The sequence below is a fragment of the Clostridium sp. SGI.024 genome (assembly GCF_050315195.1).
GTDB lineage: Bacteria > Bacillota > Clostridia > Clostridiales > Clostridiaceae > Clostridium.
On the sequence record NZ_JBNPON010000041.1, the window covers coordinates 17323 to 33511 of the forward strand.

Annotated in this window: 5 protein-coding genes; all 5 read left to right on the plus strand. The window is 27.9% G+C overall.

Going from position 1 to position 16189, the window contains the following annotated elements:
- Positions 1 to 91 precede the first annotated feature (91 nt).
- On the plus strand, positions 92 to 1033 hold the full coding sequence (locus ACQRD5_RS11580; protein ID WP_291626362.1) for a DNA-3-methyladenine glycosylase family protein: 942 nt from the start codon (positions 92 to 94) through the stop codon (positions 1031 to 1033).
- Between the two features lie 851 nt (positions 1034 to 1884).
- The gene (locus tag ACQRD5_RS11585) at positions 1885 to 2838 is read left to right on the plus strand and encodes an N-acetylglucosamine kinase (RefSeq protein ID WP_291629182.1); all 954 of its coding nucleotides are present in this window, start codon (positions 1885 to 1887) and stop codon (positions 2836 to 2838) included.
- Positions 2839 to 3010: 172 nt separating this feature from the next.
- The gene (locus ACQRD5_RS11590) at positions 3011 to 3484 is read left to right on the plus strand and encodes a hypothetical protein (protein WP_427746838.1); all 474 of its coding nucleotides are present in this window, start codon (positions 3011 to 3013) and stop codon (positions 3482 to 3484) included.
- Positions 3485 to 4024: 540 nt separating this feature from the next.
- Positions 4025 to 10870, plus strand: a complete 6846-nt coding sequence (locus ACQRD5_RS11595) for a discoidin domain-containing protein (protein WP_427746839.1) — start codon at positions 4025 to 4027, stop codon at positions 10868 to 10870.
- 121 nt (positions 10871 to 10991) lie between these two features.
- Positions 10992 to 15962, plus strand: coding sequence for a discoidin domain-containing protein (locus ACQRD5_RS11600; protein WP_427746840.1), 4971 nt, complete (start codon positions 10992 to 10994; stop codon positions 15960 to 15962).
- The last annotated feature ends 227 nt before the right edge of the window (positions 15963 to 16189 follow it).

Below are 16189 nucleotides of genomic sequence, written 5' to 3' on the forward strand. Positions count from 1 at the left end.
ACTATATGATATAATTAATTTCAGATAAAAAGAGAATAATTTGTAAAAATTTAAGGGAAACCTAAGGTAGTAATTAATATGAGGTGAAAATATGGATTATAGAAATGTAAAGTTTGAAGATAATAAAGTTATAATTGAAGGAGTAAAAAACTTTAATATAAAACAAATATTAGAGTGTGGTCAATGTTTTAGATGGGATAAGATAAGTGATGAAAATTATATAGTTGTTGCTTTTGGAAGAGTAATTGAAGTAGCTCAAAATAATGATGAAGTAATAATATATAATTCAAATGAAGATGATTTTAATAATATTTGGTTAAATTATTTTGATTTAGAAAGAAATTATGATGATATCAAAGATGTATTAGCAAAGGATGAAATATTAAGAAAAAGTGTTGAATTTGGTTATGGTATTAGAATATTAAATCAAGATCCCTTTGAAATGCTTATAAGTTTTATAATTTCTGCAAGAAATAGTATTCCTTCAATAAAGAAAACTGTAAAGAAAATATGCGAAAACTGGGGAGAAAGAATAGAGTATAAAGGAGAAGAATATTATACATTTCCAAGTCCTAAAGCTATAAAAAATGCTACATTAGAAGAAATTCAAGGTACAGGAGCATCTTTTAGGAGCAAGTACATAATTGATACAATAAAAAAGGTTAATGATGCAATAGAGGTAAAAGAAGATATGCTAATTAATCCTGATAAATATACAGAAAGACCTGAAATTCTTGATTTCGATTTAGAATATATAAAGAGCTTAAATGATGATGATTGCCATATAGCACTACAAAAGTTTATGGGAGTTGGAGCAAAGGTTGCAGATTGTATAATGCTATTTTCAATGGCAAAACACTCTTCTTTCCCAGTAGATGTATGGGTTAAGAGAGCTATGATTCATTTTTATGTTGCACCAGACGTATCATTAAATAAAATGAGAGTTTTTGCAAGAGATAAGTTTGGAGCTTTATCAGGAATGGCTCAGCAGTATCTTTTCTACTATGCAAGAGAAAATAAGATAGAGGTATAAAGCAATAAAAATTGTAGTAAGGGATTAGAAATAAACAGAATTATTGACTAAGTACATATAAAAAAATAAAATAAAGAAGTAACTAATTTTGTTTAACCATTATTACTTACTAATTTAAGGGATAACACCTATTGCTCCTATAATAGGTGTTATTTCCATTTTATTAAGAAATAATAAAAAGTATTGATTATATATACATTTTTTTGTAAAATAATAAAAAGAGTTAATCCCTTAATATATAAATAAACTTATTAAAAACAAAAATAGCACCCAGTTATATGCTGGGTGTTATTTTTTATATGGAATAATTAACAATTAAATAATATAATGTATAAAAGAATAAAAATTGTAGTAACAAGCTAAAAATGGAAATAAATATTGACTGAATATATGGATAGATTATAAAATAAAAAAGCTAAATACCAATATGTTATTAATCTATATAAATTTTACTAAAAAAGGTAAAAGTCCTTAAAGTAACATCTATTGTTCTAAGATAGATGTTACACCCCTAAGTATAGAAAATAACTTCTTAAAAATCATAAAAAACAAAAATAAAAAAGGATAATATCTAATCCCCTTTCCACATTAGATATTATCCTTTTTGCTATAATCTCATTTTTACTTGTAAAAATAAAATATACCATTAAAAAATATTTGCAAGAGAAAATAAGATATATGTGTAGAATTTTAGCAATATAATAATATTGGAAAAGAAGTTTTTTAAAGATATAATTAATTTGTAGGCTTTAATATTATATAAATAAATACTTATACTTTAATTGAGCTAGTTATATAACCACATAATAATTATGCCTACCTTATAATTATAAAGTGTAGGGGGATAAATTATGTATTACTTAGGAATTGATGGTGGCGGGACTAAGACAAAGTACTTATTAGTTGATGAAAATTTAAAGAAGGTAGCAGAAAGTGAAGGTTCAACCATTCATATTCATCAAGTTGGTATTGAAGGTATTAAAACTCAAATAACAGAAAATCTTTCCCAAATTTGTAACGAAGCAAAAATATCTATAGATGATATAAAATATATCTTTGCTGGAGTTCCAGGCTATGGAGAAAGTAAAAGTGATATGGAGATCATTGATAAAGCTTTTAAAGAAATTATTAAGGTTCCATATTCAATAGACAATGATGCTGTTAATGGATGGGCTGGAGGTACCGCTTGTAAACCAGGAGTTAATGTGGTTGCTGGAACAGGAAGTATAGCCTATGGAAGAAATAAAGAAGGAAAATTAGCTAGATGTGGTGGGTTTGGACCAGGAATAGGTGACGATGGAAGTGCTTATTGGATAGCTTTAAGAACAATTAATGAATACACTAAGCAAAAGGATGGAAGAAAAGAAAAAACAGTACTAGTAGATATTTTAGAAAAAGAATATGGAGTTACTTATAAATATGAAATAGTAGATATAGTATTTAATAAGTTAAAGTTTAATAGAACAGATTTGGCTAAATTTTCAACTATATGTTTCTTAGCAGCTGAGGCAGGATGTACAGATTGCAAGAAAATATTTGAAGATGCAGCTGAAGCTATATTTGAGCATATAAATGCAATATCGAAAGAACTAAATTTTACTGATGAGTTTGTAGTATCATATACTGGAGGAGTATTTAAGGCAGGAGATTATGTTTTAAATCCTTTAAAAGAATTAATTAAAAAGTCAGGATTAAAATGTTATTTACAAGAACCAGCTTTAGATCCATGGAATGGCTCTGCTCTACTTGCATATACCTTAGCAGGTAACAAAGTTCCTTATAATATAAAAGAAATTATAAAATAAAATTATAATAATAAACTGTTATATATTATTAAAATTAATAGTATTTAACAGTTTATTAATTTTTTTTATTTAAAAATAATGTTATAATACCAAATGGTGATGGTATGAGGATTATTAATGGTAAGTTATACTTACTAATGATTTTGGTATTTGTGTTATTGATTTTATTTACATGGAAAATAATAGAAAAAATATTGAAAATAAAGCAATAAGCCAAGTTTTATATGTAATTCCTATATTGTGTCTATTGTTATTTATATATATGAAATTTATATTTAAAATCAAAAATGTAAAAATATACTTCTTTGATACATTAAATTTATCGTTTTTTTCAACCATAATAATGTTGTTAGCAGTGCAAATAAGTAAAAATATAATTTTATTTATAAGAGATAAAACGCTATCAACTAAATATGGAGGTAAGAAATTAACAAATAAAGAATTAGATTATATAAATAATAAAGAAGATGCGAATTCTATTTTATGGAGCTATATACTTACTTTTATAATTTGTGGAATTATATATAGTATAACAGGTGATTTTATATCTAATGAAAACAAGTTATTAGAGACAGTACTAATAGCTTTCTTTAGTACAATGTGCTATTGGTTTATTTCTAAAAAAATTTTTACAAGTATTAAATAAAACTAAACATTTATTTTATTTTGGAAACTTTAAGAAGGTGAGTTTCTATTTTTTTTATTCAAATTGGAAAAGTTTTGCAATGGAATTTTAAATTATATTCAAAAATAATAATAATTTACATAATAAAATTTACAAAAAATGGAGAAAATAACATTGACAATTTATGGAACATACATTTATAATATCTATAAGTGGTAATTACCACTTATAGATATTATTTATTGAAGGAGGTGTTATTCGGAAATTAGAATAACAAATGATAACTAGTGCTGCGTATGAGGTTTATTATTAAGTATATAAATATTATATTAACAGACTTCATTTTAATTCAAATAATCCTTTTCAGACTATAAAATAAAAAGAAGGACAATATAAAATACATCAAAGATTAGTCATTAAAAATTTGCATATCATATTTAATTTACTAATTATTCTCAGAAAAACTCACATAAGATAAGTTCAAATTTGTATAAAAACTTTTAGATATAGAAACATATTAAATTAGGATAGAAATTATAAAAATGAAAAGTGGGGAGAATTATGAAGAAAAAAATGTTAGTAGAAAGGTTAACAGCACTGTCTATAACTACTGTTTTTGCATCGGGGATAGCAATTCAACCAATTTCAGCTTATGGATATTCTTTAGAGCCTAATTATATAATACAAAATATAAACAATCAAATTCAAGTAAACGAATACAGTATTATTGGTGGAGTTAAAAGTTATAAGCAATTAGATAATAAGGTTACTTTTGAAATGACTACAGGTGAGAAAGTAAGAGTATCAGTATTAGATAATGATATATTTAGAATATATATGGATCCAAGCGGTGTGTTTCAAGAAGATGCAACTCCTAATTCAGCGAATCATACAACAAAAATTATTGAGAAAAAAGAGAGTGAATATACCAATGTACAACCAACAGTACAAGATGGGGATATTATAAAGGTTTCTACTGAAGCCATTGAGTTAAGGATTGAAAAATCAACAGGTAAGATGGAGTTAATTAATAAAAAGAATAATAAGATTATTTGGAAAGAAGCAGAACCATTAAAATATAAGAGTGATGAAACTATTCAAACATTAGAAGCTAATGAAGATGAATATTTTTATGGTGGAGGGCAACAAAACGGAAGATTTTCTCATAAAGGTAAAACAATTAACATAAAAAATGAAAATAATTGGGTAGATGGAGGTGTTTCAAGTCCAACACCATTTTATTTTTCTACAAATGGTTATGGTGTTATGAGGAATACCTTTAAGCCTGGGCAGTATGACTTTGAATCAACTGAAGAAGGTAAGGTATTAACTAAGCATTCCGAAAAACGTTTTGATGCTTATTATTTTATAGATGAAACTCCAACCAATATTATAAATAAATTTACTGATTTAACAGGAAAAGCAATATTATTACCAGAGTATTCATTTTATATTGGTCATGCTAACGCATATGCTAGAGACTGGGTAAATGATGAAACAGGTCAAGAATCTCAAACACAAAAAGCTGGGTTTGATCGTCAAGAAACCTTAATGGTAGATGCTAAAAAAGTTATAGATGAACATATTAGTAATGATATGCCTATAGGTTGGTTTTTACCTAATGATGGATATGGAGCTGGATATGGACGTGCAGATACTATTGATGGAAATATAGCCTTACTAAAAGAATTTGTTGATTATTCAAAAAGTAAAGGCGTTCAAGTTGGACTTTGGACACAAAGTAGCTTAAAACCAACTGGAGTTGGAGAAGCTTATTTACAACGTGATATAGATAAAGAGGTTGGTGTTGCTGGAACAAATGCCGTTAAAACAGATGTAGCATGGGTAGGAGCTGGATATTCATTTGCATTAAACGCTGTTAGACAAGCTGCTGAAGGGATAGAAAATAATTCAGTAGATAGAGCTAGACCATTTGTAATATCTTTAGATGGATGGGCTGGGACTCAAAGGTATGCTGGAATTTGGTCTGGAGATCAATATGGAGGAAATTGGGAGTATATTCGTTTCCATATACCAACTTATATTGGTTCAGGGTTATCTGGTCAACCAAATGTAGGATCAGATATAGATGGTATTTTTGGAGGAAATAGTTTAATACAAACAAGAGATATTCAATGGAAGGCATTTACTCCAATTGAAATAGATATGGATGGCTGGGGAAGTAATGATAAAACGCCATATGTATTTGGGGAGCCATATACTTCAATAAATCGTATGTATTTAAAATTAAAGGCAGAAATGATGCCATATAATTATACTATTGCAAATGAAGCAACCACAGATGGTGTACCTATGATAAGAGCAATGATGTTAGAGTATCCTAATGAATATACTTATGGAACAGATACTCAATATCAATATATGTGGGGAGAGAACTTGTTAGTTGCACCTATATATCAGAACACTTCATCTGATTCAAAAGGAAATGATATACGTAATGATATATACCTTCCTGATGAAGATCAAATATGGATTGACTATTTTACAGGAAAGCAATATAGAGGTGGTGGTGTATTAAATAATTTTGATGCACCAGTTTGGAAATTACCTTTATTTGTTAAGAATGGAGCTATAATTCCTATGGCTAATGAGAATAATAATCCAGAAGAAATAGATGATTCACAAAGAAAATTTGAAGTATATCCAAGTGGAAATACTAGTTTTGAAGTATATGAAGATGATGGATTAACAACAGATTATAAAGAAGGAAAATCTGCAACAACAGTGATAACCTCATCAGCGCCTAAGAGTGGTAAAGGAAAGGCTGTTATAAAGGCTGGGTTGTTAAAAGGTGATTATGAAGGTATAGTTACAGAAAGAACAACTGAATTTACAATAAATGCAAGTGAAAAACCAACAGATTTGTCATTAAAAGTTGGGAATAAAAATGTTTCAATGAAAGAAGCAGCATCTTTAGAAGAGTTTAATAATGGTACAAATTTATATTTTTATGATGAAAGTCCAAATTTAAATAAATATTCTACAGAAGAATCAGATTTTCAAGATGTAGAGATAATTACAACACCTAAACTTTATGTAAAAGCAGAGAAAACAGATGTAACAATTAATACAGTTGAGCTTACAATTAATGATTTCGTAAATGCTCAAGATATATCTAAAAATGAATTAAATACAGATTTAAGTACTCCTACAAATTTCACTGCACCTAAAGAGTTAATAACTTCAAATTCCATTAATTTAACATGGGATAAAGTAGAAGGAGCAGAATCTTATGAAGTTGAAATTGATGGAATTATACAGAAAAATATATTATCAACACAATATATTCATAATGCTTTAGATTTTGATACTGAATATAATTATCGTATTCGCAGTGTAAATAAAGATGGATATTCAGCTTGGAGTAATAAGTTAACAGTAAAAACTAATTTAGATCCATATAGGAATGTTCCTAAAAATATGACTGTAACTTGGAGTGAAGGTAATTATAGCAGTGATGTAGCAGCAAATGCTATAGACGGAAATGATACTTCTCAATTCCATTCAGCAGGAAATGCTATTGATAAGCCATTTATAATTGATATGCAAAAAGCTTATCAAATTGATAAATTAGATTTACTATTTAGAAATAATGGAAATGGATCGGTAAAACGAGCAGAAATATATAGCAGCATAGATGGAGTAAATTATCAAAAAGTATTTACTAATGCAAGCGATTCTGGGAATACAGCTTGGGTTACAGATGGTGAAGTTAAAACTATTAATTTTACTACTCCAGTTAAAGCACGATACTTTAAGATTGTAACAAAAGAGTCAATTGGTAATTTCTTAACTATGAAAGAATTTAGACCTTATATGGTAGATGGAACTAAGGGGCAATTTGTTGGCGATTGGAATAATGGTGGAACATTAGAAGAAGGAGACTTAACCTTCCTTCAAAATTATACAGGATTATCATCTGTAGATGCTGATTGGAATTATGTATCAATGGCTGATTTAAACTTTAACAATATTATTGATGCATATGATATTAATTATGTAGCAAGTAAACTAGATGGTGGTATAACACCAACAAAAGATAAGAAAATAGCTGGAGAAATTATGTTATCACCTAGCAAAACTAGTATTTCAGCAGGAGAAACATTTACAGTTGATATTGTTGGAACAAATCTATCAGATGTTAATGGATTTAGTGTAGAAATACCATTAGATTCGAGTAAGTATGAACTAGTTAAAACACCTGAAGCTACACTTGCAACAGCAGAAATGAAAAATTTATCAAAGCTTAGATTGCATACTGATAATAAACAAGATATTTATGTTGTTTTTGCTAATACAGGTAATAAAACAAGAATTAATGGTACTGATACAATTTCAAGAGTTACTTTAAAAGCTAAGAGTGATATAACTTTTGACTTAAAAGCTACTAATGTAATAATCGTTGATAGTAACTCAAATTCTAAAAATGCAATTGCTAATGTTAAAAACACAGAAGAAGCTTTACCAGAAGGACAATCTTCAGTAGCTAAAGTTGTAAAAGAAAATATAACTGTAACTGGTGATGAATCACAATTACAATCTGGAATGGGATTAAGCAAATTAATAGATGGAACTACAAGTAGTGATGATAGCTCCCGTATGGATTTAAAATGGGTATATACTTCTACCCAAGTAGATAAAGGAAAACTCCCATTTGAAATGACATTTACTTTTAATGAAGCAAAGAAATTTAATAATTTTACTATATATAATAGAGTAAATACAAATGGAAGCAATAATATTGCAGCTTTAAAAAAGGTAAAAGCTGTAGGATATTTAAATGGTGTTGCAACTGATTTAGGAGAAAAAGTTAATATTACAACATCAAAAACCATTTATGAATTAAATAATCAAAGCTTTGATAAGATTGTTATTACAGCTCTTGAATCAAATAAAGATATAAATACATTAGCAATAAATGAAATTGAGTTTTATGAAGAAAAAATGCAACTACCATCTTCAATACAATTTACAGCTGATAAACCAAGTAGTTTATATATTAATAAGCTAACTCCAATATCAGCAAAGGTTTTACCTGAAAATGCTAATAATTTATATTATAAAATTACTTCATCTAATGAGGATGTAGTAAAGGTTATACGTATAGATAGTGATAATAAAATAAATTATTACTTAAGAGGCATCAAAGCAGGAACAGCTACAGTAAAAGTAACAACTGCAGATGGTAAATTAAGTGCTGAATATGAAGTTAGTGTAATTGATGGCTTCGATAAAACTAAATTAATTGAAGCTATTGAATCAGCTAAGTCTTATGAAAAACTTAGTGAAATATACACTAAGGAAACTTATTCTGCTTTATTAGAAGTAATAAAAAATGGAGAAGAAACATTAGAAAATGCTAAGTCAGAAGGAGAATTAAGTGAATCTATTATAGATATAAGAACAACTATAAATGCCTTAAAAGAACGTAGTACAGTTGATTCAGATAGAATAGACTTTAATAAATCAGAAGCTATATTTGCTACAACTGAAGCAGATTCAGATTTTAAAGAAAATGCTGTAGATGGTGATGAAAATACAATATGGCATTCAGGATACCAAAGCAGTGATAAGGTACCTGTTTCTATAGTAGTTAAATTAGATAAAGCTTATAATCTTAATCAAATTGATTATTTGCCAAGACAAAATAGTAAAAATGGACATGTAACTGAATATTTAATGGAAACAAGTTTGGATAATAAAAATTGGACTGAAGTTAGAAAAGGAACTTTAAAAGAAGCAAGTAATGGTTCAGGACTAGAAAATAAAGGTTATAGCCCTATAAGATTTAATAGCACTAAAGCTCAATATGTTAGATTTACTGCGTTAAAAACTTTAGGGGATACTCGTGATAAATATGCTAGTATAGCTGAACTAAGATTTTATGGACAACTAGTACCGGTAGAAGCAGAAAGTATTGCATTGGAAAATGATGAATTAAATATTAAGGCTAATACTACTGAAAAGTTAATTCCTATCTTAAATCCAATTGATAGTTCAGATAAAATAGTATGGACTTCTGCAGATAAAAATATTGTAATAGTAGATGAAAATGGTAATGTTACTGCAATTGAAGTTGGAACAACTACTATTATAGGTACTATAGAAAATGGTAAAAATGTAGTAGCAACTATAAATGTCTTAATTAATAAAGATGAATTAAATTTAGAAATTCTAGAGTCTGAAAAGATAATTAATGAAGAGGGATCAGAAGATAAATATTCTAAAACTTCTTGGGAAGTATTTAAGAAAGCTTATGACTCTGCACTTGCTTTAGAGGACGATGTGACTCAAAAGCAAGTAAATGAAGTTAAAGAAAGTTTAAATTCAGCAAGAAAAACTTTAGCATTAAAAACAAATAAGGAAGGATTACAAGCTAAATTAGAAGAAGCAAATGAATTAATTTTAGAGACAAGTAAATACTCAAAAGCATCACTTAATAAATTAAATGCTGAAGTTGAAAAAGCAAAAGCTCTATTATTAAATGAAACTTCTAATGAAGAAGACTTTGCAACTTCAAATAAGGCTATTATAGATGCAATCGAAAGCTTATTTGATACAACTGAAGCAAATAAAGCCCTAGAAGATGCAAATTTAGTGGAAGAAGATGAATATACAAAGGATTCTTATAAGAAATTTTTAGAGTCAAAACTTAAACTTCAAGAATTACTATTAAAAGATGATGCAAGTGCTGAGGATATAGAACAGGGTAAATTAAGTCTTATAAATAAAATGTATCAATTAATAAAGCTTGCAGATAAATCAGCTTTAAGTAGCAAGATTAGTGAAGCAGAAACTTTGGTAGAAAAAGAATATACTGCTGATAGTTTTAAAACATTTAAATTAGCACTTAATGCAGCAAATGAAATATTTGAAAATGAAGAAGCAACGCAAAAGCAAGTAGATGAAGCAGTGTCTATATTAGAGGATGCTATTAAACAGTTAGTTAAGTCAAGTGATGAAAAACCTGTAGATCCAAGCTTAGTAGATAAATCTAATTTAGGAGAGATAATAAATAAGGCTAATACTCTAAATAAAGATAAATATACCGAAGAGACTTGGAAAAAATTACAGGAAGCTTTAGATAATGCAAAAGAAGTTTTAAATAATACTGATGCCAAAGAAGAAGAGGTGAATTTAGCTATAAAAAATTTGGATAATGCAATTAATGAATTACAAGATATTAAAATTACCCCTGCAACTCCACCTGTAGTACCACCTGCAACTAGCAGTAGCACTACTAATATTACTAGTGACAATAGTAATAACTCAGGTAAATTACCGAATACAGGTGATACAGTATCTGGTGGTATAGCATTATTTGGAATAGTAGCTTCATTATTAGGGACATTTATGATAAAAAAAAGAAGAAAAAGCAAAGAGTAATAAAATAGATTAGTTTGCAAAGATTTAATAAAGTAGTTTAATTACTATTTTATTAAATCAAAGCATACTAATTAATTTTAAAGAAAGGTATATAAATTATTTTTAGAAGGGAAGAGAATTAATGGGGTTTAAAAGTTTATCTAAGATATCATTATGCATTATCTTAAGCTTTAGTATGGTATTAACTAATATGCCATTTGCAGTTAAAGCTGAAGTAGATAATAACAATAATGTTGAGACAACTTTAGATAACGAAAAAATAGTTATTGCTAATGACTATATAAAAAGAGAATTTTCAATTAACAATGGGAAGGTATTAACTACATTAATTGAAAATAATAGAGCAAAAACTCAAATAGTACCTAAGGAAGGATCTGAAGATTTCATTATTAATACAATAAAAACTGAATCAACTGATTCTGAAACTACAAAACCAATTGTTCCTAAAAATGTTATAGAGAGAACTAATTGGAAGGCAGCTTTAAGTGTAAGTACTGGAACTAAATATTCAGATGCAGATGTATTAAAGCTATTTGATGGGAATAAAGATACTTATATTAATAATTATCAGATTAGCGGATATCCTATATCATTGACAATTGACTTAGGTGAAAAGAAGTCTATATCATCTTTCTCATATTTAAAAAGACCTGGATACAGTGATTCTGCATATGGAATAAACGGTACAATGGGAAAGTATAAGCTTTATGTAAGTGAAGATGGTTTAGCTTGGAAGGAAGCAGGAAGTGGAGAATTTGCTAGAGCAAATTATAATCTTCATCAAGAAGGTAATTTATTTAATGTAGGCGATGTTGTATATGGTAACTTTGATAAAACTTATGAAACTAGATATGTTAAGATAGATCAATTATCTGATGCTTTAGGAAGTACTCAAGAATATACAGCATCAGAAATAAACTTATTTTCAGATAAGTATCAATCATCTAAAGAAAGTAATACAGATACTAGAATAAAATCAAGCAATTTAATTATTGATTCAGAAACAACAAGAATTGATGATATTGAAAATGGAAAGAAATTAACAATCTCATATAAGCCATATGTTTTAAATAATATTGAATATGATATAGATTTGGTAACTGTTTTAGAAAAAGATGATCATTATATGAGATCATTTATAGAAGTAAAAACTAACAATACAGCAGCAAGAATAGATTATATAGATATAGATCATTTTATTTTAAGTGAAGATATTATGAGCACTATATGGTCACATCCAGATTTAAAGGATGTATCATCAATGTGGATTGGGAAAAATGAATTAATGTTAGGACAACCTATCTATGTAAATGGTATGTTCTTTGGTTCAGAGTTTCCAGCAACAGATACAGATATAGTTAATGGTGAAATGCAAATAAGATATTATAGTGGAAAATCCTTTGAGAAGCTAGCTCAAGAGAATGAATTAACATCAAATGATAAGTTTGTATCTTGGCAAAATGTTGTAGGAGCAGCTAAAGGAATAGATACAGATGTTGTTCAAACTGATTTTTATGAGTATATATCTGAAATTGCAACTCCAACAGATTTTAGAAAACAATATAATTCATGGTATGACAATATGCTAGGAATAACAGATGAAAGTATAGAAAAATCATTTTATGGATCAGAAAAAGGATTAACTGAAAATGGTATTGAGCCTGTTGACTCTTATGTTGTAGATGATGGTTGGAATAACTATAGAGATTCAGAATTTAATGCTAACATAGGAACGGAATCTGCTGGCAATAGTATGAATAGAACAGGATTTTGGGAGTTTAATGATAAGTTCCCAAATGAATTATACACATCTACAGAGTTAGTTCAAAAGTTACAATCTAATTTTGGTGTTTGGTTAGGGCCACAAGGTGGATATAATTACTTTAGTGGTTTTGCTAAATATTTAGAAAAAATGGGAACTGGATATAAGCAAAGTGATTATTGGACTAATGTATGTGTTGGTTCAGATAAATATGTAAAAAATCTAACTAATTTATTTATTGATTATCAAAATAGATTTGATGTTGATTATTGGAAAATAGATGGATTTGCAGTTAGACCATGTACAAATTCAGCTCATGATCATATGACTGGTGGTACTAATAATATGTATTACACAACAGATTTATGGGAAAATTGGATTGATGCATGGGAAAAAATGCGTGAAAACCGTGAAGCAGAAGGAAAAGATTTATTTATTAATGCAACTTGTTATGTTAATTTAAGTCCTTGGCTTTTACAATGGGTGAACACTGTATGGGTTCAGGATTCAGGAGATACAGGGCAAACAGGAACTGGTGAAAGACATCAACAGAAAATAACTTATAGAGATAACGTTTATTATAATTTATTAAAGAAAAATCAAGTTCAATTCCCTTTAAAGAATATATATAACCATGATCCTATTTATGGTGTGTCTGATGGAAGTTCAGCAACTACAGAGGATTTTAGAGACTTTTTATTCGCTAATGCAGTTCGTGGAACAGCATTTTGGGAGTTATATTATTCACCATCAATTATGGACGATGAAAAGTGGAAGGTAAATGCAGATGCATTAGATTTTGCTGAAAGTAATGCTGATATATTACAAAATGCTAAATTGTTTGGAAATAATCCTACACAAGGGGTATATGGGTATTCATCTTGGAGTGGAGATGAAGGAATTATATCATTTAGAAATCCAACAGGACAAGAACAAACATTTACTTTGCAATTAACAGATGTTATTGGAGTTCCTAAGACAGTAAGTAACTTAAAGTCAAATCAAATATTACCATATATTGCAGGCGTAGGTGATAGTATATCATATGGAGATTCAGTAACAGTTAATTTAGAACCATATGAAACTAGGATTATTCAATATGGAAATAAAGATACTGAAGGAGCAAAAATTATATCTTCAAAGGTAACTGGAGATAAGGAAATTACAATTAAGTATAATGAACGTGTAGAAAATATTAAGGATGCTTATAGTATTGAAGGTAATAAAATAACAGAAAGCGAATTATTAGATGATTACAGAACTATTGTAATAAATACTGAAAATACATTAGTAGGTAATGTAGAATTAAATATAAATGGAGAAAAAGATTCATTAGGAAATAGTACAGAAGAGTCTTTAAATATTCCAGTATTTGATGATTCAAATATTGTGGTTGTAAAATCAAATAAAGATTTAGTAGGTGCTGAAGATATAAACAAAAAATATAATGGAAATTTAGATATGTTCTTTATGGATATAAATAAAGCCTATGAAGTTGATACAGATAAATCATTTGAAGGAACAACAGATTTTTCAATAAATATGTCAGTTAAATTTACTGGAAAAGATGTGAATTTATTTAAACAAGGTGATGATATAAGTCTATCAATAGATGAAGAAGGATATATAAACTTTAAAGTAAAAGATTTAACTGTTAATTCAAAATCAAATGTAACTACTGTTGTAGATAAAGCTCATGGAACATTTGGTACAGATGCCTATGTACCTACATCAACAGTAACTAAAGAGGTTGGAAAAATAAATGATGGAGAAATACATCAAGTTATAGCTGTTAGAGAAGTTAATGGTATGCTAAAAATATATATAGATGGTGCATTAGTAAACTCAATATATAATGGTTCAGTTATTAATCAATCAATTGATAAAGATAATATATTAATTGGAGATAGCAATTTTGAAGGAAGTATAGGAAGAGTAGAATTAAAAAACACTTCAATTTACTATGATGAAGTGAAATTAGATTACTCTAAATATGCTGAAGAATCTATAATTAAATACAATAGAGATGGATGGACAGCAACAGCATGTTCAGAAATGACAGGAACTACTGGAGATGCAGCAGCGTCAGCAGCTATAGATGGTAATGAAAATAGTTGGTGGCATACTAATTATGTTGGAGGAGACAATCACCAAGGAAACCACTGGATATCAATTGATTTTGGAGAAGAAATCTCTCTTGATACAGTTAAGTTATTACAACGTGGAAGTTCATCAAATGGAACAATAAAACAATATAAATTAGAAGCTAAAATAAACGGAGAATGGAAAATAGTAAAAGAAGATATATTTACAGAGGGAGTTAATAGTATCATAGAATTAGATGAAAGTATTAATGCAACTGCAATAAAAATAACTTCAATATCTACATTTAATGGTAATAATTTTGCTGCAATTAAAGAAATATATGTTTCAGAAAAAGATAGATTAGCAACAGAGGATGAAATAAATGATGCTGTTAATTCAGTAAAAGAAATAGATGAAAGTAATTACACAATAGCAACAGTAAATAATTATAAAGAAATTGTATCGAAGATTAGTAATGTAGAAAATATAAATACTAGAGCTTTAAAAGCTCTAAAAGATGAAATTAAATTAGCTTATGATTTATTATTAGAATCAAAAGCTTTAAATGAATTATTAATAGAAGGAGAGCTATTAAAAGAAGATAATTATACAGAAGACTCATGGACTGCTTTTTTAAGTGAGTTTTTAAAAGCTAAATCTGTAGTAGAAAATATTCTATCTACAAGAGAAGAGATAGATTATTCTACAGAAAAATTAGGCAAAGCAATTAATGACTTGATAGAAATTGAAAAAAATATACTAGATACTAAAGAATTAGAAGAAGCAATTGAAAATGCAAATTTAATAAATGCTGAAGAACTCATTAAAATTTCAGCGGATATTAAAAATGAGTTTATAGAATCTCTGGAAGAAGCTAAAAATATTATAAATTTAGTTATTAATAAAGAAGAGGTTAAACAAGAGGATATTGATCTTATAACTGATAGACTAATTAATGCAATAAATGCAGTTATTGAAGAACTAAATAAGGAAAGCAATCCAGGAGAACAAAGTAAGCCAGAAGAAGGAAATAAACCAGCAGAGGGAACAAATCCAGGTCAACAAACGAATACAAGTACACCTAATAAATCAATAGAATCAAGTGGTGAAAGTGATAAAGTTAGAAATAATGATGAATTACCTAATACGGGGGGAATGCCAACTAGTAGCATAGCATTATTGGGTGTGCTAACTTCATTATTCGGTGGCTTTATGATTAAAAAAAGAATAAAAAACAAAGAATAATAAATTAATTTATACTAAAAGAAAAATATAAAATATAATATTTAAATGTAATAAAGGGGGCTGTCGCACAATGTAAAATGAATAATGAAAAATGTAAAATTAAAGAAGAAACTCCCTTAGGAGTTTCTAAAATATATATCTTTTTAGTAATTCCTTTGGAATTACATCAATAATTCTACATTTTACATTCTACATTTTTAATTTAGGAGCTGTTGCGACAGCTCCTT